The sequence below is a fragment of the Pikeienuella sp. genome, from assembly GCF_046290545.1.
Taxonomy (GTDB): domain Bacteria; phylum Pseudomonadota; class Alphaproteobacteria; order Rhodobacterales; family Rhodobacteraceae; genus Pikeienuella.
The window spans coordinates 133,075-153,230 of the sequence record NZ_JBKAGV010000018.1 but is presented as its reverse complement, the minus strand read 5'-3'; the positions used below and the strand labels follow the sequence as shown (position 1 = coordinate 153,230).

The following is a 20,156-nucleotide window of genomic DNA, read 5'->3' as shown; positions in this document are numbered from 1 at the left end:
CGGGCAGTTCGTAGCGAAGATCCGGGCCATCACCAACGTGTTCGAGGGTTATGGCTACCGCTGCATGGACGCCGACCTTCATAATGACGGCTATCGCGTCAATACCCGCGCCCCTGTCCAGACGACCAGCGGTTATGTCAAGTCAACAAGGCACACTCCACTCTGCTGCAATGTTCCCTCTGAATAGGGCGCACGGGCTTCAACGAGGCGGTGCAGCGCTTCGGGGCGAATGTGGGTGTACCGGCGGAGCATCTTCCAGTCCTTGTGTCCGGTGACCAAGGCAACCTGTTCGATGGACAGACCGACCTCGAACAAGCGGCTCGTACCTTCATGGCGCAGGTCATGGAAGTGAAGGTCCCTGACGTCAGCGTCGGCGCAGGCTCGGCGGAACGCGGTCCCGACGGATCTTGAGTTGTAGGGGAAAATCTGACCCTCAACCTTCCCGAGATACTTGGCCTGCGCCATCACCAAGGCCCAGGCGTCGTACCCTGTTGCAGCGAAGAGCGGGATCCGCTGGTCGTTGCCGGCCTTGTTGCGCGGGTCCTTTCGATCGCGGACAAGGAGCATCCGACCGTCAATGTCGAGGTCGCTCCAGTCAGCCTGACAGATTTCGTCCAGCCTAAGGGCGGTTGCGATGGCGAACTGGACGATGCGCGTCATGGGCATCGTCAGACGCGCGTTCTTGTCAAAACGAAGAAACAGGCGGTTCAATTCTGCCGTGGTAGGACGTCGGTCGCGCTCGATACCTTTGCCGATCAGACCGAGACGCTTCAGCGCCACGCGGGCCAGATCGACCCCTTCGACTGAAATCTCGAGGCCATGGACGGCGGCGGCATGGGTCATGATCATCTTGATCACGCCGATGTCTATGCCCAGCGTCACGGGCCCGGCGCCAAGGTCCGCACGCCTGCGCCCGTACTCGATGAGCTTGTGCCGATCCAGGCACCCGATTTTCTCTTTGCCGAGGTCACGCTTGAGCGTTGTGAGGGTCGCCGCCTTGCTGCGTCTCGGTGGTTTCCCTACGGCGCACATATCGGCTATGTGAAGGTCCACCAGATCGCCGAACGTGTGCAGGCGGGCTACGGATGATCGGTTGGGCGGCTGTCCCTGGTCGACCAGGGTCTCGGCTTGGCGGGCCCATCTATGGGCATCGTCGCGACGAAGGAACGTCTCGCTTGCGTAGCGGCCCTTCCGCCTGATCTGGACCCGGTAAGCGCCGGAGGGAAGCTTGGTGATCGAGGCCATTTTCGTGTGCGCTATGTGTGCAGTGAGTCGTCGCAGACGGGGATATTCAGGGATGTCGAGGCATGTTCCGGCGTAGGGGCAAACTGGATCAACGGACTGAAGATACAAGAAAAATGTCAGTAAATCAAATACATAGACTGGCCGTGGCGCCTATGATGGACTGGACGGACCGGCATTGCCGCTACCTCCACCGGCTCCTCTCGCGCCGGGCGCTCCTCTATACGGAGATGGTCACCGCCGCCGCCGTGGTCCATGGGGACCGGGATCGCCTGCTCGGCCATTCGCCGGAGGAGCATCCGGTCGCGCTCCAGCTCGGGGGCTCCGAGCCTGCGCTGCTCGCGGCGGCGGTGCGGGCGGCGCTGCCCTTCGGCTATGACGAGATCAACCTGAATGTCGGCTGCCCGTCGGACCGGGTGCAATCCGGCGCCTTCGGGGCCTGCCTGATGCGCGACCCCGCGCTCGTCGCCGCCTGCGTCTCCGCGATGATCGAGGCGGCGGAGGGGCGGGCGGAGATCACCGTGAAATGCCGCATCGGCGTGGACGAGCAGGAGCCGGAGGCGGCCCTCCCCGCTTTCGTCGATACGGTCGCCGCCGCCGGCGTCTCCCGTTTCGCGGTCCATGCGCGAAAAGCCTGGCTCGAAGGGCTCTCCCCGAAGGAGAACCGGGAGGTGCCGCCGCTCGACTATCCGCTCGTCCTCCGACTGAAGGCCGCGCGCCCCGACCTGACCATCCTCCTCAACGGCGGGATCGGCTCGCTGGACGAGGCGGAGGCGCATCTCGCCGCCGGGTTCGACGGCGTGATGATCGGTCGCGCCGCCTATCACGACCCGGCGGCGATCCTCGCGCCGGCGGACCGGCGGCTCTTCGGCGCGGCGCGGGAGATCGCGCCGGAAGAGGCCGCGCGCGCCATGCTCCCCTATATCGAGGCGCAGCTTGCCGCGGGCGAGCGGCTCAACCGCGTCACGCGCCACATGCTGACGCTCTTCCAGGGCCGGCCCGGCGCGCGGCTCTGGCGGCGCGTCCTGTCCGAGCGGTCGCATCTCCCCGGCGCGGGGCCGGAGCTTGTGGAGGAGGCCCTCGGCGCGATAGGCCCCGCGCGGGACGCAGCCTGAAAGCAAAGCCATGACCCTGCCGCTCGCCGACATGCTGGCGCTCGTCGCCTTCCTCCTCTTCGTTGGCGGGGCGGCGGGCGTGCTCGCCGGCCTTCTCGGCGTCGGCGGGGGCATCGTGATCGTGCCCGCGCTCTTCGCCGTCTTCTCCGCGCTCGGCCATCCGCCGGAGACGCTGATGCATGTCTGCGTCGCGACCTCGCTGGCGACCATCGTGCCGACCTCGCTGCGGTCGCTGGCCGCGCATCACAGGAAGGGGGCGGTGGACTGGTCCGTCCTGAAATCATGGGCGCCCTTCATGGGCGCCGGCGCCCTCCTCGGCGTCCTCGCGGCGGACCGGCTGAAAAGCGCCTCGCTCATGCTGATCTTCGGCGCGCTCGCCTTCCTCGTCGCGCTCTGGATGGCGCTCGGGCGGGCGTCCTGGCGCATCGGGGAAGCGCCGCCGCGCGGCTGGAAGGGCGCCGCCCTTTCCGCGCCGATGGGCTTCGCCTCCGTCCTGATGGGGATCGGCGGCGGCACGTTCGGCGTGCCCGCGCTCACGCTTTTCGGCCTTCCCGTCCACCGCGCGGTGGCGACGGCGGCGGGGTTCGGCCTCGTCATCGCGGTCCCGGCCGCGGCGGGCTTCGTCCTCTCCGGCCTCGCGGTGGAGAACCGGCCGGATTTCGCGCTCGGCTATGTCCACCTCCCCGCCTTCGCGATCATCGTGCCGATGACGGTGCTCTTCGCGCCCGTGGGCGTGAAGATCGCCCATTCGATGGACCCGCGGCCGCTGAAGCTCCTCTTCGCGCTCTTCCTCGCGGCGACGGCGCTGAACATGGCGCGGAAGGCGATGGGCGGCTGAGATGAGCGGCTTCGCGGCGGAGGCGGCGCGGCTTCCCGTCTCCGCCGCGCTCCCCGCGCTCCGGGAGGCGCTCCGGGGCCCCGGCCTCGCCGTCCTCGTCGCCCCGCCCGGCGCCGGCAAGAGCACGCTCGTCCCCCTCGCGCTGATGGAGGAGCCCTGGGCGGCGGGGCTCATCCTGATGCTGGAGCCGCGCCGCCTCGCCGCCCGCGCGACGGCGGAGCGCATGGCGGCGACCTTGGGCGAGGCGCCGGGCGCCCGGATCGGCTGGCGCGTGCGGGGGGAGGCGAGGCCGGGAAGCCGGATCGAGGCGGTGACGGAGGGCATCCTCACCCGGATGCTGCAATCCGACCCCACGCTCGCCGGCATCTCCGCCCTGATCTTCGACGAGTTCCACGAACGCTCGATCCACGCCGATCTCGGCCTCGCCCTCGCGCTCGAGGCCCGCGCCGCGCTCCGGCCCGACCTCCGCCTCCTCGTCATGTCGGCCACATTGGCGGCGGAGCCGGTCGCCGCGCTGATGGGCGGCGCGCCCATCGTCCGCGCCGAGGGGCGGATGTTCCCGGTCGAGACGCGGCGCATCGGCCGCGGCGCGGGGCGGATCGAGGAGGCGGCGGCGGAGGCCGCCCGCCTCGCGCTCCGGGAGATCGAGGGCGATGTCCTCGTCTTCCTCCCCGGCGCGGCGGAGATCGGGCGCGCCGCCCGCGCCCTCGCCGGGGCGCCGGCCGCGGTGCTGCCGCTCCACGGCGCGCTCCCCTTCGCCGCGCAACAGGCCGCGCTCGCCCCCGCCGCGGGGCGGAAGATCGTCCTCGCCACCGTCATCGCGGAAACCTCGCTGACGGTGGAGGGCGTGCGCGCCGTGGTGGATGCGGGCCTCGCCCGCCGCGCGCGGTTCGATCCGGGCTCCGGCATGGCCCGGCTCGTCACCGAACGCGCGGCGAAGGCGGAGGCGGACCAGCGGCGCGGCCGCGCCGGGCGGCTCGCCCCCGGCCTCTGCCTCCGGCTCTGGACGGAGGGGGAGGAGGCGGCGATGGCCGAATTCGCCCCGCCCGAGATCCTGACCGCGGACCTCGCCCCTCTGGCGCTCGACCTCGCCGCCTGGGGCGCCGCGCCCGCCGACCTCGCCTTCCTCACCCCCCCGCCCGAGGGCGCGATGGCCGCGGCCCGGCGACTCCTCGCCGATCTCGGCGCGCTGGACGGCGCGGGGCGGATCACCCCGCATGGCCGCGCGCTCGCCGCCGCCCCCGCACATCCCCGCCTCGCCCACATGATGCTGACCGCGCCGCCCGAAGCGCGGGGCGAGGCCGCGCGCCTCGCCGCCCTGCTGGAAGACCGCGACCCCCTCCGCTCCGCCGGCGCTGATGTCGCGCTCCGGCTCGAAGCGCTCCGCGCCCCCGCCCGCCACGGCCCGTCGGAGGGCGCGCTCCGCCGGATCGGAGCGGAGGCCGCCCGCCTCGCCCGGCGCTTCGGCGCGGAGGGGGGAGCAACCGCCCCCGGCCCCCTCCTCGCCCGCGCCTTTCCGGACCGGATCGCCATGCGCCGCCCCGGCGCCGGCCCGAACGGCGAGGCGCGGCATCTCCTCTCGGGCGGCAAGGGCGCCTTCCTCCCCACCGGGGAGCCGCTGGCGGCGGAGCCCTTCCTCGTCGCCGCCGATCTCGACGGCGACGCGACGGAGGCCCGCATCCGCCTCGCCGCCCGGATCGACAGGGCGGAGATCGAGGCGCTCTTCGGAGGCCGGATCGCATGGGCGGAAACCTGCGACTGGTCCCGGCGGGAGCGCCGCGTCCGCGCTCGCCGCCGCCTCATGCTCGGCGCCCTCGCGCTGGAGGAGCGGCCCTGGCCGGAAGCCCCGCCCGAGGCGCTCGCCGCCGCCGCGCTTGAGGGGCTCCGCCATCTCGGCCTCGAAGCTCTCGGCTGGACGGAGGCCGCGCGCGGCCTCGCCGCCCGCGCCGAATGGGCGCGCGCCCGCGGCGCCCCCCTCCCCGCCATGGACGAACCCGCGCTCCTCGCGGAGGCGGAAGCCTGGCTCCTCCCCTTCCTCGGCGAGGCGCGAAGCGCCGAGGCCTTCGCGAAGCTCGCCCCCCTCCAGGCGCTCGAATTCCGCCTCGGGCGGGACGGCCTCGCCGCCCTCGCACGCCTCGCCCCCGCGAGCTTCCGCGCCCCGACCGGGACGGAGACGCGGATCGACTACGCCTCGGGCCGCCCCACCGTCTCCATCCGCCTCCAGCAGATGTTCGGAACCGCCCGCCACCCCGAAATCTCCGGCGAGCCCGTCCTCTTCGAACTCCTCTCCCCCGCCGCCCGCCCCGTGGCGACGACGGCGGACCTCCCCGGCTTCTGGGCGGGCGCCTATGCCGACGTGAGGAAGGACCTCCGCGGGCGCTACCCGAAACACCCCTGGCCGGAGGACCCGGCGAACGCCGAGCCGACGGCGCGGGCGAAGCCGCGCGAGAGGTAAACTCCGGCCGATCTGCTCTTGCGCGATTCACGCGCCGTAAAGGCTGTTTCGCTAATTGGTCCGTACAAACCTGAGGAATTAGGGGGCCGTCGCCAGGCTTTGGCGAACGGCTTTGCTATGTCGTGCAGAACCATCCGACTCTCCCGGGCTTGCAAGCGGACGCCGGCGGAATGCCGCGGCGGAGATGAAGATGGAGCATGAAAATGCCTAGGATTTCCCTGACCTTGCGTAAGCTGAGCCTTCTGGCGCTCGGCTCGATCACCGCGGCCATGATCGGCCTCGGCGCATTCAGCCTCGTCGAGATGGACGGCGTGGCGACGCGGCTCGCCACGGTGAACGAGGTAAACAGCGTCAAGCAGCGCTACGCGATCAACTTCCGCGGCAGCGTTCACGATCGCGCAATCGAGCTGCGCGACGTGGTGCTGTTCGAATCGCCGGCAGGCCGCGAGGCGGCGGTGAACAAGATCGCCGTGCTCGAAGCCTTCTACGCCGAAAGCGCGGTCGCGCTCGACGCGATGGTGGCCACCGGCGCCGGCGTCGACCCGACGGAGACCGCCATCCTCACGGACATCAAGGCCATCGAGCAGCGCACGCTGCCGCTGATCGAGGCGGTCGTCGCCGCCCGCGCGGCGGGGGACGCGGCGGGCGCCCATACGATGCTGATGGAGGAGGCGCGCCCGCTCTTCATTGACTGGCTGGCGGCGATCAACCGCTATATCGACCATGAGGAAGCCAAGAACCAGGTCGTCGGCGCCGAAGTCGCCGGCATCGTCGGCGGCTTCCGCTGGATCATGGCGACGGCGCTTGTCGCCGCCATCCTCGCCGCCGCCGCCGCGATGTGGATCATGGGCCGCAACCTCTCCGCGCTCGGCCGCGTCACCCGCTCGGTCGAAGAGGTCGCGGCGGGCGATGTTTCCACTGGCGTCGAGACGGGCGGAATCGGCGAGATCGGCGAGCTTCAGCGCGCCGCCGCGGGCATGATCGCCTCGATCCGCCGCAAGGTGGAGACGCTGCGCGACATGGATCTGAAGGCCGAATACCGGGCGGACAGCGACCGCGACATGCTCGGCAAGGCGATCGAATCCATGCTGGGCGAGGTGCGCGGAAGCATCACCGCCGTCGTCGCCGGCGCCGGCGGCGTCCGCGAGGGGGCGAACCGGATGAACGACATCTCCACCCGCCTGCGGGACGATGCGACCCGGCAGAGCGAACTGACCCAGAGCGCCTCCGCCGCCGTCGAGCAGATTTCGGCAAGCATCGGCCAGTCGAACGAGAACGCGAAGACGACGGCGGACATCGCCGCCCGCTCGGCCGGCGAGGCCCGCGATTCGGGCGAGGCGATCGCACGGGCGATGCGCGCCCTCGAAGCCATCGCGGACAAGATCGGCGTGGTGCAGGAGATCGCCCGCCAGACCGACCTTCTCGCCCTCAACGCGGCGGTGGAGGCGGCGCGGGCGGGCGAACATGGCCGCGGCTTCGCCGTCGTCGCCACGGAGGTCCGCAAGCTGGCCGAGCGGAGCCAGGGCGCCGCGCGGGAAATCTCCTCGATCTCGGCCGAGGCGGTGACCGTCTCGGAAGATGTCGAGCGCCGGCTGGAGACGATGGTGCCGAACATCCAGCGCACCTCGGAACTCGTCGCCGCGATCACCGGCGCGCTCCGCGAGCAGTCGGTCGGGATCGACCGGATCAACGACGCCGTGCGCGATCTCGGCAAGCTCTCGGCCGGGGCGGAGACGGCCGCGGTGGACGGCCTCGGCCGTTCGGAGCGGCTCCTCTCGGATGCGGACGCCCTCGCCGCCGCCGTCGCGCGCTTCAACCTCGAGCACCGCGAGGCCGCGCCGGTCCGGGCCGACAAGGAAACCGCCCCCCTGCGCGCCCTCGCCGCCTGACGCATCTCTCCGGGCCTCGCCGCAAGGCGGGGCCCTTCCCCATGCGCTCCCCGTCAGCGCGCGCCCGCGGCGGCAGGCTCCGGCGCGACGCTCAGACGCGCGACCGCCTTGATCTCGAAATCGAAGCCCGCAAGCCAGGTGACGCCGACGGCGGTCCAGTTCGGATAGGGCCGCTCCGGGAAGGCGCGGGCCTTCGCCTCCATCACCGCCGGGAGCTGCGCCTCCGGGTCCGTGTGGAACGTCGTCACGTCGACGATGTCGTCGAGCCCGCCCCCCGCCGCCTCCAGCACCGCTTCGAGATTGTCGAAGGCGAGCGCCACCTGCTTCGGGAAGTCGGGCTCCGGCGAGCCGTCATCGCGGCTCCCGACCTGGCCGGAGACGAAGAGGAGGTCGCCCGAGCGGATCGCGGCGGAATAGCCGTGCTTCTCATAGAGCGCGTGGCGGTTTGCGGGAAAGACGGGGTCTCTGGTCGGCATGTCCGGGTTCCTTTCGGGTCTCGCCCTGATCGGCGATTTCGGATACGATCCGTATGTGAGTTGGTCGCATACGCGGCGTATGTCAATGCCCGCGCCCTGCGCGAATGACGGAGACAAGATGGCGGGCCTTCGCGCGAAGCGGATGGAGGAAACGCGGGAGAAGCTGATCGAAGCGGCGCGCAAGGCCTTCGCGGAGCAAGGTTACGCCGCCGCCTCGATGGACGATCTGACCGCCGCGGCCGGCCTCACCCGCGGCGCGCTCTATCACAATTTCGGGGACAAGCGCGGCCTCCTCGCCGCAGTCGTCGACCGGATCGACAGCGAGATGGCGGCCCGCGCGCAGGCCAGGGCCGCGGAGGCCGGCGGCGACGAGTGGAGCCGCCTCCTCGCCGAAGGCGCGGCCTATATCGAATCCGCGCTCGATCCGGAGGTGCGGCGCATCGTGCTGCTCGACGGGCCCGCCGCGCTCGGCGATCCCTCCCTCTGGCCGAGCCAGAACCGCTGCCTCGCGGCGACGATGCGAAGCCTCGAAACGCTCTCGCGGGCGGGCGCGCTCGCGCCGGTCGACATCGAGGCCGCGGCGCGGCTCCTGAACGGCGCCGCGCTCAACGCCGCGCTCTGGGTGGCGGCGAGCGACGCGCCGGAAGACGTTCTGGCGCGGGCGAAGGCGGCCTTCGTCCGGCTCGCCTCCGGCCTTCTCGCGGGCCGGGGGGCCCCGCGCGCCGGCCCTTGACGCCGGATGCGGGGCCGCCGCACCCTGTTCCATGAAAATGGATGAAAGCACGCCGCCGATGACCCTGACCGATCCCTCCGGCTGGTTCCGCTTCGAGCCCCTCCGCCCCGGGATCACCCGCATCACGGAGCCGCACGCCCACCTCTTCTTCCGCGCCAATCTCTGGCTGCTGGAAGGGGCGGAGGACCGGCTGCTGGTCGATTGCGGGAACGGGCTCGCCCCGCTCGCCCCCCTGCTTCCGCCCGACAAGCCGGTCGCGGCGCTCGTCACCCACGCCCATGTCGATCATGTCGGCGCGCTGCACGAATTCGCCGTCAGGCTCGGCCCGGCGGAAAGCGCGGAGGCGCTGGCGACGATGGAGGACGGGGCGACGCTCGCGCCGCTCTTCCGCGACCATCCCGAACCCGTCAGCCGCCCGCCCTCGCCCGGCTGGTCGGCGCGGGGCTTCCGCCTCCGCCCCGCCCCCCTGACCCGCGCGCTCAGGGAGGGGGATCGCGTCGCCGCGGCCGGTTTCGATTTCGCGGTGCTGGCCCTGCCCGGCCATTCCCCCGATTCCATCGGGCTCTGGGATGCGGCGCGGGGCCTCCTCGTCACCGGCGACGCGCTCTATGAGGGCGGGCTGGTGGACGACCTGCCGCATTCGGACAAGGCGGCCTATCGCCGGACGATGGAGCGCCTGGCGGCCCTCGGCCCCGCGCTCGTCCTCCCCGGCCACGGCGCCGCGCTCGATGCGCGGCGGATGCGGGAGATCGCCGCCGGATGGCTCGCAGACGACGGGCGAAAAGGTTAATTTTTCAAAAAATATCCAATGGTTTCAACGAAATTCGGCGGATTTCCATGGAAATCCCGCCTCAGGTGAGCCCGTCCCGCTCCAGCCGCTCGGCGTCCATCGCCTCCCGGATGCGCTGCAGCGCCGGCATCAGGGCCGCCACCCGGTCCGGCTCGACAACCTGCGAGAGCTGGAGGATGTCCGGCGCGATGGAGAGGATCGCCTCCTCGCGGAAGGCCCGCCCCGCCTCCGTGATCCAGACCCGCTTGGAGCGCCCGTCCGCCGGGTTCGGCCGCATGTCCACCAGCCCGCGGGAGACGAGGCCGGCGAGCGTGTGGCTCATCGTCGTCTTCGGAACCTGAAAGGCGAGGGAGAGCGTCATCGGCGTCTGCCCGTCCCTCACCCGGATCAGGTGATTGAGCACCGTGAAGTGGGAGACGGTCACCCCCGGCGGCAGCCGCCCCTCGAACACGGCGCGGCTGAGCTGGTTGATGATCCCGACCTCGTTGAAGAAGCCGAAATAGAGTCTGACCTTCTCCTCAGGCGTCACGCAATCTCGTCTCCAGCGGCCAGCGCGGCGTGCGCGGGGTCTCCGGCCCGTAGCCGAGCCGGCCCAGCATCTGAACCGTTTCGCCCGGCTTTGCCAACAGGGCGTGCGCCGCTTCGTAGTGCGGGGCCATCTCCGGAAACTCCTGCAATGCCTGGCTGACGGGCTGAAGCGCCAGCCCCAGCCCCGTCGCCGCGAGGTTGAGCCGCAGCCACCGCCGCCCCGCCGCGATCTGGTCCGCCCGCGAATTCCCCGGCGTCGTCACCACGGCATAGGCCTGCGTCGCCGCCAGCATCTCCTCATAGATCGAGAAGCCGATGGCGAATTCCTGGCTCGTCTGGTCCATCTGCCCCTCGCGGCTCATCATGCCGACAAGCTGGAGGCTCTCGAAGAACGGCCCGCCAAGGTCGATCCCGTCCGGATTCGCCTCGATCTCCGCCTTCCCCATCCGCATCAGGTCCACGCTCTCCTTGAAGGTCCGCGGCGTCATGACCTCCACCTGAAACGCCTCCCAGGTCAGCGCCCGGAGCGCCGCGACCCGCTCCGCCTCCGTCACGATCTCCGCCAGCGGCGCGAGCGCGGCGGCGGCTTCGGCGGGAACCGCCCGGTCCTCGAACGGCTCCTTGCAGGAGCGCCGGTCCATCACATGCGCGAAAAGCGGGTCCCTCGCGCCCCCCTCCGCAAAACTCGCGACGGCGACCGGCCCCTCCTCCCCCTCCGGAAAGAGCTCGAAGGAAACCGCATCGCCCGTCTCCCCCGCCGCGATGGCGAGGAGTTCGAGGAAGCAGCCCATGCCGATGGTGAGCTGCCGGTCGTAAGGGTCCGTCTCCGGCAGGTCGCGGGACTTGTCGCGCCAGATCGTGATCTTGCCCGGCTCCCGCAGGTCCGCCTCCCAGGGCTGCCGGTTATGCGGGTTGGGCGCGAGGATGGCGAAGGAAAGCGCGCGCATCCGCGGCTCCTCATATTCCCCCGCCGCATCCCAGGGCGCGAGCGCCCTTGAAGGCGTCCGCGTGGCGAGGAATGCCCCGGCCGATCCGGCGGCGAGAACGACGCCGCCGCCGAGCAGGCGGAGGAAGGTGCGGCGGGTGGACATGATGCGGCCTCCATATTGTGCTATATTGCACTATATAGTGCAATTCGGAACTACCTTCAAGGGCCGCCAGACTCCAAGCTTGACAATTTCGCAGGCCCGCGTGACGATTTTACCAGACGGTCAAATTCAAGCTGAGCCAACTCGGGGCGGTAGCCAGATGCCGAACACGCCTTCCACGCCCGGCCTCGTCGCAGGGCGTCTGCCCGCAGAAGCCATTGCGGAGAACTTCGCGGACCTGCATCCGCCGCTGACCCCGCACGAGGCGGCGGTGGCGGCGGACCGGTGCTATTTCTGCCATGACGCGCCCTGCATCACGGCCTGCCCGACCTCCATCGACATCCCGCTCTTCATCCGCCAGATCGCGACCGGCACGCCCGAGGCCGCGGCGAAAACGATCTTCGAGCAGAACATCCTCGGCGGCATGTGCGCCCGCGTCTGTCCGACCGAGACGCTCTGCGAGGAGGCCTGCGTGCGCGAGGCGGCGGAGGGCGAGCCGGTGCAGATCGGCCGGCTCCAGCGCTTCGCGACCGACACGCTGATGGAGAAGCCGCATCCCTTCGCCCGCGCGCCGGAGTCGGGAAAGCGCGTCGCCGTCGTCGGCGCCGGCCCCGCGGGCCTCGCCTGCGCCCACCGTCTCGCCATGAACGGCCACGCCGTCACGATCTATGACGCAAGGCCGAAGCCGGGCGGGCTCAACGAATACGGCATCGCCGCCTACAAGACGGTGGGCGGCTTCGCCCAGGCCGAGGTCGAATGGCTGCTCGGGATCGGCGGGATCGGGATCGAGACCGGAAAGCGCCTCGGCGCCGAACTCTCCCTCGACGCGCTGAAGGCCGAATATGACGCCGTGTTCCTCGGCATCGGCCTCGCCGGCGTCAACGCGCTGGGGATCGACGGGGCGGAGGACGCGGTGGCCTTCATCGCTGCGCTGCGGCAGGCGGAGGACAAGGCCGCGCTTCCCGTCGGGCGCAACGTCGTCGTCATTGGCGGCGGCATGACGGCGGTGGACGCCGCGGTGCAGGCGAAGAAGCTCGGCGCCGAGACGGTGACGCTCGCCTATCGCCGCGGGCGCGAGAAGATGAACGCCAGCCGCTGGGAGCAGGATCTGGCGGCGACCTCGGGCGTCCGCATCCTCGCCAACGCCGCGCCGAAGGGCCGGGCCAATGGCGGGATCGTCCTCGCCCTGACGGAGGACGGGCCGGAGGGCCTGAAGGAGACGGGGGAGACGATCACCCTCGAAGCCGACCAGATCCTCGCCGCCATCGGCCAGAAGCTCGACGCCGCCTTCGGCCTCGCCGCGGCGGGCGGCAAGATCGCCGTCACCGGCGCCGGCCGCACCTCGCTCCCCGGCGTATGGGCCGGGGGGGATTGCGCGACGGGCGGGGACGACCTGACGGTGACCGCCGTCGCCGAGGGGCGGGACGCGGCGGAGGATATTCACGCCATGCTCACCGGCGCCGCATGAGCGCCGCTTGCCCGGAACGCGGCGGGCGCCTAGCTCCTCCCGGTCAGGAGGCGCATGGAAACGCTCGTCACCCCCGTTCTGGACTTCATCTCGGCGCACCGTGCCTGGGCGCCCGCCCTCGCCTTCCTCTTCGCCTTCGCGGAGACGGCGGCGCTCGTCTCGCTCCTCATCCCCTCGACCGCGATCCTGATCGGCGTCGGCGGGCTTGTGGCGGCGGGGGCGCTGGATTTCGGGCCGATCTTCGTGGGCGCGGCGCTCGGCGCGCTCGCGGGCTCCACGCTCTCCTTCTGGCTCGGGCGCCGCTACGGGCAGGAGATCGTCTCCGCCTGGCCGCTGAGCCGACGGCCGGACCTTGCGGAGCGGGGGCGGAGCGCCTTCGCGCGATGGGGCGCCGGGGCCGTCCTGATCGGCCATTTCTTCGGCCCGCTCCGCTCCGTCGCCTTCCTGCTCGCGGGGGCGGCGGCGATGCGCGCGGCGGCCTTCCAGCTCGCGAACGCGCCGGGCGCCCTGATCTGGGCCTATGTGACGCCGAAGGCCGGGGAACTGGGCGGGGACGCTCTGGGCGCGGTCTGGCGGAGCCTCGGCGCCTGAACATCGACATCACGGACTAACGGAGAGGGAGCAAACCATGGCAAGCCTCGCGAGTGAATTCCTCGGGATCAAGTCCCCCAACCCGTTCTGGCTCGCCTCGGCCCCGCCGACCGACAAGGAATACAACGTCGTCCGCGCCTTCAAGGCGGGCTGGGGCGGCGTCGTCTGGAAGACGCTGGGCGAGGCGGGGCCGCCCGTCGTGAACGTCAACGGCCCGCGCTACGGCGCCGTCTGGGGGGCGGACAGGCGGCTCCTCGGCCTCAACAACATCGAGCTCATCACCGACCGCCCGCTGGAGGTGAACCTCCGCGAGATCAAGGCGGTGAAGGCGGCATGGCCGGATCGCGCCATGATCGTCTCCATCATGGTCCCCTGCGAGGAGGCCGCCTGGAAGGCGATCCTCCCGCTGGTGGAGGAGACGGGGGCGGACGGGATCGAGCTGAATTTCGGCTGCCCGCACGGCATGTCGGAGCGCGGCATGGGCTCCGCCGTCGGCCAGGTGCCGGAGTATATCGAGATGGTGGCCCGCTGGTGCAAGCAGACGACGCGGATGCCCGTGATCGTGAAGCTGACGCCGAACATCACGGACATCCGCTATCCCGCCCGCGCCGCGAAGAAGGGCGGGGCGGACGCCGTCTCGCTCATCAACACCGTCTCCTCCATCACGGCGGTGGACCTCGATTCGTTCAGCCCTGAACCTTCCATCGACGGCAAGGGCAGCCACGGCGGCTATTGCGGCCCCGCCGTGAAGCCCATCGCGCTCAACATGGTGGCCGAGATCGCGCGGGACCCGGAAACCGCCGGCCTCCCCATCTCCGGCATCGGAGGGGTGACGACCTGGCGCGACGCCGCGGAGTTCATGGCGCTCGGCGCCGGCAACGTGCAGGTCTGCACCGCGGCGATGACCTACGGCTTCGCCATCGTGAAGGAGATGAAGGCGGGCCTTTCCGACTATCTCGACCGGAAGGGGATGACGCTGGCGGACCTCATCGGCCGCGCCACGCCGAACGTGACGGACTGGCAGTATCTCAACCTCGAATACGTCGCGAAGGCGCGGATCGACCCCGACCTCTGCATCAAGTGCGGCCGCTGCTACGCCGCCTGCGAGGACACGTCCCACCAGGCCATCGCGATGAAGCCGGGGCGGGTGTTCGAGGTGATGGACGACGAATGCGTCGCCTGCAACCTCTGCGTCAATGTCTGCCCGGTGGAGAACTGCATCACGATGGAGCGGTTGCCTGCCGGCGCGGTGGACCCGCGGACGGGGCGCGTGGTGCAGGCCGAGCCGGCGAACTGGACGACGCATCCGAACAATCCGGGGGCGGTGGCGGCGGAGTGATAGAGCCCGCCCGATCCGCCCCGCGGATCGGGCTGCGGCCGCCCACCCCGGGGCGGTCGCATTCGCGCCCGTCTGGGCGGCCCCAGCCCGATACGGCCCGACGCGGCGGCCTGGCGCCCGGCGACCTCCGGCCTTCGCCTCCGGTCGCCCGTCTCGCGCGTCCTTCCACCGGAAGGCCGCTTCCGCGAGCCGGGGGAAGGCGGAGGGCTCCGGCCCTAGACCCGCCCGATCACCCCTCCCAAACCACCACCCGCACCGGCGTCGGGCCGCCCCCCGCCGCCGGGTTCAGCTCCTGCGGGCAGTTGGAGATCACCACGATCACGTCCATCTCCGCCCGGAGGTCGACGAAATCGCCGGGCTTGGACTGGCCGTCGAGGATCTCGCAATCCCCGTTCGGCGCCACCGGCACGTTCATGAAGAGGTTGAGGTTGGCCACCACATGCTCCGGCCCGAGCCCGTGCAGCGCCATCTCCCGCTCGAAATTCCGCTGGCAGCACTCGGCGTTGTGCTTGCCGTAGCGGAACTGGTCCACCGCGAAGGAGCAGCAGCCGAAGATCGTGTCGTGCCCGCCGCAGGTATCCTCCACCACGGTCATCATCGGCCGGGCGAACTGCGAATAGAGGACGGAGCCCTTCCCCACGAAGAGGTTCTTCGGGATCTTGATCGTGTTCGGCATGTGATACCGCTCGATCTGCCCCTCATGGCTCGACGCGCCGAAGCAGAGGAAGTCCACCGCCTGCTGGCCTTCGATGTCGATGACGCGGAGCGTCTCCCCCGCCTTCATCCGCACGCTCCAGGGCGCGCGGGCGGGGACGACGCTGTCTTCGATGATCCGGCCTTCGGGCAGGGCCGGCGCGCCCGTGATGAGGTTCATCCGCACAGCTTGCGCGCCGCGCGCGCTTCGTCAACCCGGTCTTAACCCGGCCGCGCCAGCCTCCGCCCGAAAGGGAGGCGGGCGATGCGGCGGGAGCCTGAGGCGATGGACGGGTTGCGCGGGCTGGCGGCGCTCGGCTTCGCGCTCGGGCTCTGGCTGGCGCTGACGCCGCTGGGCGGGGCGGCGGCGCGGCTCGGGCTGACGGCGGACTTCATCCTCCTCGCCTCGGGCTTCATCTGCGCGCGGGCGCACGGCGCGGCGCTGGCGCGGGGGGAGGGCGTGGGGCGCTTCCTCGTCTCCCGCGTCATGCGCTTCCTGCCGCTGAACGCCGCGGTGCTCGGCCTCCTCCTCCTTGCGGCCACGCTTTCAGGGCCGATCGGGGCCGAGCAGGGGCGGGCCTTCTTCGCCTCGCTCGCGCTGATCGAGGTGCTGGTTCCGGGCGCGGAGGGCTGGGCGCCCGGCGGCTGGCTGATGGCGGCGGAGGCGCAGCTTTCCGCGCTCTTCGCGGCCTTCTGCCTGCTCGGCCTCTTCTCCGGCTGGATGGGCCGCGCCGCGCTCCTCATCCTCGCGTTCGGCGCCATCGGCGCGCGGGCGGCGCTGCCGCTCCCGCCCTTCGAGGATCAGGCGGCGCGCGTCTTCGCCGCCTTCATGCTCGGCGCGCTCCTCCATGCGCCGCTCGCCTCCGAACGGGGGCGGAAGGCGCTCCGGCGGCTGAAGGGCAAGCTCGGCGGCCGCGCCGGCGGGGCGCTGGAGCTCTGGGCGCTCTCCTCCGCCCTCTCCTTCCTCGCCCTCGCGCCTCCGGGCCTCGCCCCGTTCGCGCCGCTCGCCTTCGCGCCCGCGCTCCTTCTCTCGCTCACGCGGAAGGGCGCGGCGGCGCGCGCGCTCTGCCGGCCCGCGCCGCAGGCGCTCGGCCGCGCCGTCTGGCCGCTGGTGATGGCGCCCGCCCTCCTCGCGCAGCCGGCCGCGGCCTTCGTCGCGGCGGGGGGCGAGCGGGCCGCGCTCGCGCTCCTCTTCGCCACCCCGGCGGCGATGCTCCTGATCCTCGCCCTCGCCGCGATCTTCCGCCGCTATGTGGAGGCGCCGACCCAGGCCGCGATGTGGGCATGGCTGGACCGCGCCCTGCCCGCCCCCGCGCGCCGCTGAGCCTCCCGCCATTGCCCGGCATGGCGATTTCCGCCAGAACCGCACGAGGCCGGGAAGGAAGACGATGGACGTTGAAGCGATGGCGGAACGGCTCCGCGCCGGGGAGCGGCGGGCGCTGGCGCAGGCGATCACGCTGATCGAATCGACCCGGGCGGATGACCGGGCGGCGGCGCGCGCCCTCCTCGCCCGCCTCCATCCGGGGCCGGAGGGCGCGATGCGGCTCGGGCTGACGGGCACGCCCGGCGTCGGCAAGTCCACCTTCATCGAGGCGCTGGGCGGGCTCCTCACCGCGCGGGGCCACCGCGTCGCCGTGCTGGCGGTCGACCCGTCCTCGACCCGCTCCGGCGGCTCGATCCTCGGCGACAAGACGCGGATGGAGCGCCTTTCGCGCGACCCGAACGCCTTCATCCGCCCCTCCCCCTCCCGCGCCGCTCTCGGCGGCGTCGCGCGGCGGACGCGGGAGGCGATCCTGCTGGCGGAGGCGGCGGGCTATGACGTGGTGATCGTGGAGACGGTCGGCGTCGGCCAGTCGGAGACCATGGTCTCGGAGATGACGGACCTCTTCCTCCTCCTCATGGCCCCCGCCGGGGGCGACGAATTGCAGGGCGTGAAGCGCGGGATCATGGAGATCGCGGACCTCGTCGTCGTCAACAAGGCGGACGGCGCGCTGAAACCGGCGGCGACCCGCACCGCGGCGGACTATGCCGGCGCGCTCCGCCTGATGCGGAAGCGTGAGGGGGACCCGGAAGGCATCCCCGCCGCGATGACGGTATCCGCCGAGACGGGCGAGGGGCTGGAGGCCGTCTGGCGCCGCATCGCCGCGCTCGACGCGCACCGGCGCGGGACAGGCGCCCTCGCGCGCCGCCGCACGGGCCAGGCGAAGCTATGGCTGCGGCGGGAACTGGAGGAGGGCCTGAAGGCCGCCTTCGCCGCCCACCCCGCCGTCGCCGCCGCCCTGCCCCGCGCCGAGGCGCGGATCGAGGCCGGGGAGGAGGCGCCGGAGGCGGCGGCGGAGCGGCTGCTGGCGCTGTTTCTGGAGAGCGGCGGGGGCGGATCTGGTGCTGCGAGAGAGGATTGAACTCTCGACCTCTCCCTTACCAAGGGAGTGCTCTACCACTGAGCTACCGCAGCTTCCGGCCCGTCAGGCGCGGGGCGGGTTTTCCGCGAATCCCCGCCGGAATGCAAGCCCTCCCGCGCCGCCTCCGCCTCGGCCGCGCGGGCCGCGACGATCTCCCGCGCGATGCGGCAGGTGCGCTCGTTGTCCACGTCGATCCGCGCCTCCGCGAAGGGCGGGCTGATCGGCGAGACAATGAGGCCGAAGCGGCGGGAGATGCGGCGGAGGATGGCGGCAAGGGCGAGCCGCTTCGGCAGATGGAGGAGGAGGCTGGGCGCACACAGGCCAAAAATTTCGAAATTTTTTATTTCCCTTTTGAATCAACGCCCCAGGCTCGATATCCATGGTTATGCCCCGGAAAGGCGGCGAAAAGGGCCGCCTAGAGCCGCTCCGGAACCTTCGCCTCCAGCTCCGCGATCCACGGCGCCGCCACCCCGTCCGAAGGCGCCCGCCAGTCCCCCCGCGGGGAGAGGGAGCCGCCGGAGGCGAGCTTCGGCCCGTTCGGCAGGGCCGAGCGCTTGAACTGGCTCGTCTGGAAGAACCGCCAGAGGAAGCCGCGGAGCCATGTCCGGACCGTCGCGAGGTCGTATTCGTTCCGCTTCTCCGGCGGCATGTGCGGCGGCCAGCGCCCCGCCTCCCGGTCGCGCCATGCGTGGAGCGCGAGGAAGGCGACCTTCGAGGGGCGGAGGCCGAAGCGGCTGATCCAGTAGAGGTTGAAGTCCTGCAACTCGTAGGGGCCGACGAAATCCTCCGTCCGCTGCGCGGGCGTCGCCCCGTCCCCCGGCACCAGCTCCGGTGAAATCTCCGTCGCCAGCACCCGGAGCAGCACGGCGGAGGCCTCCGCCCCGAACCGCTCGGAAGCGGCGACCCAGCGGATCAGATGCTGGATCAGCGTCTTCGGCACCGAGCCGTTGACGTTGTAATGGCTCATATGGTCGCCCACGCCATAGGTGCACCAGCCGAGCGCCAGCTCCGAAAGGTCCCCCGTCCCCAGCACCAGCGCGCCGTTGAGATTGGCGAGCCGGAAGAGGAGCGAGGTCCGCGCCCCGGCCTGCACGTTCTCATAGGTCACGTCATAGACATTCGCCCCCTCCCGGTGCGGGTGGCTGATATCGGCGAGCATCTGCCGCGAGGCGGCGTCGATGGAAATCTCCTCCGCCGTCACGCCAAGGGCGCGCATCAGGTCCCAGGCGGCGGATTTCGTGCCCGAGGAGGTCGCGAACCCGGGCAGGGTATAGGCGAGGATATCCGTCCGCTTCCGCCCCAGCCGGTCCATCGCCTGCGCCGCGACAAGCAGCGCCTGCGTCGAATCGAGCCCGCCCGAGACGCCGATGACGATCCGCCCGATCCCCGACGCCTCCAGCCGCTTCACGAGCCCCGCGACCTGGATCTCGTAGGCCTCGAAGCAGAGCTCATCCAGCTTCGCATCGTCATCCGGCACGAAGGGAAACCGGCTGACGGCGCGGCGGAGCCCGAGATCGCCCGAAGGCGGGTCGAGCCGGAACCCGCAGCGCCGGAACGCCCGCCCCTCCCGCGAAGCGCAATCCGCGAAGCTCCCCTGCCGCATCCGGTCCGCCAGCAGCATGTCGAGATCGACATCGGCGATGAGGAGCTGCGGCTCCCCGGAAAACCGCCGCGTCTCCCCGAGGAGCGCCCCGTTCTCCCAGATCATCGCATGGCCGTCCCACGCGAGATCGGTCGTGGACTCGCCATGCCCCGCGGCGGAATAGAGATAGGCCGCGAAGCACCGCGCCGACTGCACGCGGCAGAGCGCATGCCGGTAATCCGACTTGCCGATGGTGACGTTGGAGGCGGAAAGGTTGGCCAGCACCGTCGCCCCCGCCATCGCCGCCGCGTTCGAGGGCGGGGCGGGAACCCAGACGTCCTCGCAGATCTCCGCGCCGACGATCAGCCCCGGAACATCCTCCGCCGCGAAAAGGAGGTCCGTCCCGAACGGCGCCTCATGCCCGCCGGCCCGCGCGCTCTCCACGCCCGCCTCGTCCCCCGGCGTGAAATGCCGCCGCTCATAGAATTCGCGGTAGTTCGGCAGATAGGTCTTCGGCACGAGCCCGAGCAGCCGCCCGCCCTGAACCGCCGCCGCCACGTTGAAGAGCCGCCCCCGCACTCTCAGCGGCAGCCCGACCAGAAGAAGCGGGCGAAGCCCGGCGGAAGCCTCCACCAGCGCCGCAAGCGCCGCCTCCGCCCCGTCCAGCACGACCTCCTGCTGGAGAAGGTCGTCGATGGCGTAGCCCGTCAGCCCGAGTTCCGGAAAGACGCAGAGCGCCGCCCCCGCCTCGTGCGCCCGTCGCGCCATCTCCAGCGTCGCTTCGAGGTTCGCCGCAGGGTCCCCGACATGGACGCGCGGCGTCGCCGCGGCGATGCGGGCGAAGCCCTGCCTGTAGATGTTCAGGAACTCCGCCGCCTCGGCCATCGCCGCGTCCTTCTGTTGCCGGGAAAGGCTAGTGCGCCGGGC

18 protein-coding genes and 1 tRNA gene are annotated in these 20,156 nt (G+C 71.4%); 11 read left to right on the top strand and 8 right to left on the bottom strand.

Translation table 11 applies throughout. The features are described from left to right. Positions 1-132 precede the first annotated feature (132 nt). Positions 133-1,245, bottom strand: coding sequence for a site-specific integrase (locus ACE37J_RS21675; protein ID WP_409715920.1), 1,113 nt, complete (start codon positions 1,243-1,245; stop codon positions 133-135). A gap of 113 nt (positions 1,246-1,358) precedes the next feature. Here ACE37J_RS21675 and dusA point away from each other — a divergent pair, with 113 nt between their 5' ends. The 4 genes from dusA (at position 1,359) to ACE37J_RS21655 (ending at position 7,539) form a co-directional block, all read left to right on the top strand. After that, the gene (gene dusA / locus ACE37J_RS21670) at positions 1,359-2,357 is read left to right on the top strand and encodes a tRNA dihydrouridine(20/20a) synthase DusA (protein WP_409715918.1); all 999 of its coding nucleotides are present in this window, start codon (positions 1,359-1,361) and stop codon (positions 2,355-2,357) included. Positions 2,358-2,367: 10 nt separating this feature from the next. Then, on the top strand, positions 2,368-3,195 hold the full coding sequence (locus ACE37J_RS21665) for a sulfite exporter TauE/SafE family protein (RefSeq protein WP_409715915.1): 828 nt from the start codon (positions 2,368-2,370) through the stop codon (positions 3,193-3,195). A gap of 1 nt (position 3,196) precedes the next feature. Then, positions 3,197-5,650 (top strand): ATP-dependent helicase HrpB, encoded by a 2,454-nt coding sequence (gene hrpB, locus ACE37J_RS21660; RefSeq protein WP_409715912.1) that lies wholly within the window; start codon positions 3,197-3,199, stop codon positions 5,648-5,650. A 203-nt stretch (positions 5,651-5,853) separates the two neighbouring features. Beyond that, on the top strand, positions 5,854-7,539 hold the full coding sequence (locus ACE37J_RS21655; protein ID WP_409715909.1) for a methyl-accepting chemotaxis protein: 1,686 nt from the start codon (positions 5,854-5,856) through the stop codon (positions 7,537-7,539). 53 nt (positions 7,540-7,592) lie between these two features. Here the strand turns inward: ACE37J_RS21655 and ACE37J_RS21650 are convergent, their stop codons facing one another. After that, positions 7,593-8,015, bottom strand: a complete 423-nt coding sequence (locus ACE37J_RS21650; RefSeq protein ID WP_409715906.1) for a RidA family protein — start codon at positions 8,013-8,015, stop codon at positions 7,593-7,595. 118 nt (positions 8,016-8,133) lie between these two features. Between ACE37J_RS21650 and ACE37J_RS21645 the strand changes: the two genes are divergently transcribed. Further along, on the top strand, positions 8,134-8,748 hold the full coding sequence (locus ACE37J_RS21645) for a TetR/AcrR family transcriptional regulator (protein WP_409715903.1): 615 nt from the start codon (positions 8,134-8,136) through the stop codon (positions 8,746-8,748). 31 nt (positions 8,749-8,779) lie between these two features. Next, positions 8,780-9,538: an MBL fold metallo-hydrolase gene (locus ACE37J_RS21640; RefSeq protein WP_409715900.1), complete on the top strand. Its 759-nt coding sequence runs from the start codon at positions 8,780-8,782 to the stop codon at positions 9,536-9,538. Between the two features lie 61 nt (positions 9,539-9,599). On the opposite strand, the gene ACE37J_RS21635 is transcribed toward ACE37J_RS21640, so the two are convergent. Both ACE37J_RS21635 and ACE37J_RS21630 read right to left on the bottom strand, forming a co-directional pair. Further along, positions 9,600-10,067, bottom strand: coding sequence for a MarR family winged helix-turn-helix transcriptional regulator (locus ACE37J_RS21635; protein WP_409715896.1), 468 nt, complete (start codon positions 10,065-10,067; stop codon positions 9,600-9,602). Then, positions 10,057-11,157 (bottom strand): Acg family FMN-binding oxidoreductase, encoded by a 1,101-nt coding sequence (locus ACE37J_RS21630; protein ID WP_409715893.1) that lies wholly within the window; start codon positions 11,155-11,157, stop codon positions 10,057-10,059. The genes ACE37J_RS21635 and ACE37J_RS21630 overlap by 11 nt, the downstream gene beginning before the upstream one ends. Before the next feature lie 157 nt (positions 11,158-11,314). On the opposite strand from ACE37J_RS21630, the gene ACE37J_RS21625 reads away from it, so the two are divergent. The 3 genes from ACE37J_RS21625 to preA are packed head-to-tail and all read left to right on the top strand — an operon-like array spanning position 11,315 to position 14,552. Beyond that, positions 11,315-12,622 carry an NAD(P)-dependent oxidoreductase gene (locus ACE37J_RS21625; protein ID WP_409715890.1) on the top strand — a complete coding sequence of 436 codons (1,308 nt, stop codon included), beginning with the start codon at positions 11,315-11,317 and terminating at the stop codon, positions 12,620-12,622. Between the two features lie 54 nt (positions 12,623-12,676). After that, positions 12,677-13,213, top strand: a complete 537-nt coding sequence (locus tag ACE37J_RS21620; protein WP_409715887.1) for a DedA family protein — start codon at positions 12,677-12,679, stop codon at positions 13,211-13,213. A gap of 37 nt (positions 13,214-13,250) precedes the next feature. Then, complete coding sequence (preA, locus tag ACE37J_RS21615) at positions 13,251-14,552, top strand: NAD-dependent dihydropyrimidine dehydrogenase subunit PreA (protein ID WP_409715884.1); 1,302 nt, start codon at positions 13,251-13,253, stop codon at positions 14,550-14,552. Between the two features lie 229 nt (positions 14,553-14,781). Here preA and ACE37J_RS21610 read toward each other — a convergent pair whose 3' ends face one another. Next, positions 14,782-15,426 carry a DUF1989 domain-containing protein gene (locus tag ACE37J_RS21610; RefSeq protein WP_409715881.1) on the bottom strand — a complete coding sequence of 215 codons (645 nt, stop codon included), beginning with the start codon at positions 15,424-15,426 and terminating at the stop codon, positions 14,782-14,784. An 84-nt stretch (positions 15,427-15,510) separates the two neighbouring features. On the opposite strand from ACE37J_RS21610, the gene ACE37J_RS21605 reads away from it, so the two are divergent. Together ACE37J_RS21605 and meaB are read left to right on the top strand one after the other, a co-directional pair. Further along, positions 15,511-16,569, top strand: coding sequence for a hypothetical protein (locus ACE37J_RS21605; protein ID WP_409715878.1), 1,059 nt, complete (start codon positions 15,511-15,513; stop codon positions 16,567-16,569). Positions 16,570-16,633: 64 nt separating this feature from the next. Continuing rightward, positions 16,634-17,647, top strand: a complete 1,014-nt coding sequence (gene meaB / locus ACE37J_RS21600; protein ID WP_409715875.1) for a methylmalonyl Co-A mutase-associated GTPase MeaB — start codon at positions 16,634-16,636, stop codon at positions 17,645-17,647. Here the strand turns inward: meaB and ACE37J_RS21595 are convergent. The 3 genes from ACE37J_RS21595 to ACE37J_RS21585 form a co-directional block, all read right to left on the bottom strand. Beyond that, positions 17,626-17,700 (bottom strand) — tRNA-Thr (locus ACE37J_RS21595). The two genes, meaB and ACE37J_RS21595, sit on opposite strands and share 22 nt — an antisense overlap. Further along, the gene (locus ACE37J_RS21590; protein WP_409715873.1) at positions 17,680-17,835 is read right to left on the bottom strand and encodes a hypothetical protein; all 156 of its coding nucleotides are present in this window, start codon (positions 17,833-17,835) and stop codon (positions 17,680-17,682) included. Before ACE37J_RS21590 ends, ACE37J_RS21595 begins: the two co-directional genes overlap by 21 nt. Before the next feature lie 227 nt (positions 17,836-18,062). Beyond that, positions 18,063-20,114: an NAD(+) synthase gene (locus tag ACE37J_RS21585; protein ID WP_409715870.1), complete on the bottom strand. Its 2,052-nt coding sequence runs from the start codon at positions 20,112-20,114 to the stop codon at positions 18,063-18,065. Between the last annotated feature and the right edge of the window lie 42 nt (positions 20,115-20,156).

What these genes read in the sequence shown, in the direction of transcription:
- ACE37J_RS21675 (WP_409715920.1), bottom strand. Translation starts at nt 1,245, where the DNA reads ATGGCCTCGATCACCAAGCTTCCCTCCGGCGCTTACCGGGTCCAGATC.
- dusA (WP_409715918.1), top strand. Translation starts at nt 1,359, where the DNA reads ATGTCAGTAAATCAAATACATAGACTGGCCGTGGCGCCTATGATGGAC.
- ACE37J_RS21665 (WP_409715915.1), top strand. Translation starts at nt 2,368, where the DNA reads ATGACCCTGCCGCTCGCCGACATGCTGGCGCTCGTCGCCTTCCTCCTC.
- hrpB (WP_409715912.1), top strand. Translation starts at nt 3,197, where the DNA reads ATGAGCGGCTTCGCGGCGGAGGCGGCGCGGCTTCCCGTCTCCGCCGCG.
- ACE37J_RS21655 (WP_409715909.1), top strand. Translation starts at nt 5,854, where the DNA reads ATGCCTAGGATTTCCCTGACCTTGCGTAAGCTGAGCCTTCTGGCGCTC.
- ACE37J_RS21650 (WP_409715906.1), bottom strand. Translation starts at nt 8,015, where the DNA reads ATGCCGACCAGAGACCCCGTCTTTCCCGCAAACCGCCACGCGCTCTAT.
- ACE37J_RS21645 (WP_409715903.1), top strand. Translation starts at nt 8,134, where the DNA reads ATGGCGGGCCTTCGCGCGAAGCGGATGGAGGAAACGCGGGAGAAGCTG.
- ACE37J_RS21640 (WP_409715900.1), top strand. Translation starts at nt 8,780, where the DNA reads ATGAAAATGGATGAAAGCACGCCGCCGATGACCCTGACCGATCCCTCC.
- ACE37J_RS21630 (WP_409715893.1), bottom strand. Translation starts at nt 11,157, where the DNA reads ATGTCCACCCGCCGCACCTTCCTCCGCCTGCTCGGCGGCGGCGTCGTT.
- ACE37J_RS21625 (WP_409715890.1), top strand. Translation starts at nt 11,315, where the DNA reads ATGCCGAACACGCCTTCCACGCCCGGCCTCGTCGCAGGGCGTCTGCCC.
- ACE37J_RS21620 (WP_409715887.1), top strand. Translation starts at nt 12,677, where the DNA reads ATGGAAACGCTCGTCACCCCCGTTCTGGACTTCATCTCGGCGCACCGT.
- preA (WP_409715884.1), top strand. Translation starts at nt 13,251, where the DNA reads ATGGCAAGCCTCGCGAGTGAATTCCTCGGGATCAAGTCCCCCAACCCG.
- ACE37J_RS21610 (WP_409715881.1), bottom strand. Translation starts at nt 15,426, where the DNA reads ATGAACCTCATCACGGGCGCGCCGGCCCTGCCCGAAGGCCGGATCATC.
- ACE37J_RS21605 (WP_409715878.1), top strand. Translation starts at nt 15,511, where the DNA reads ATGCGGCGGGAGCCTGAGGCGATGGACGGGTTGCGCGGGCTGGCGGCG.
- meaB (WP_409715875.1), top strand. Translation starts at nt 16,634, where the DNA reads ATGGACGTTGAAGCGATGGCGGAACGGCTCCGCGCCGGGGAGCGGCGG.
- ACE37J_RS21585 (WP_409715870.1), bottom strand. Translation starts at nt 20,114, where the DNA reads ATGGCCGAGGCGGCGGAGTTCCTGAACATCTACAGGCAGGGCTTCGCC.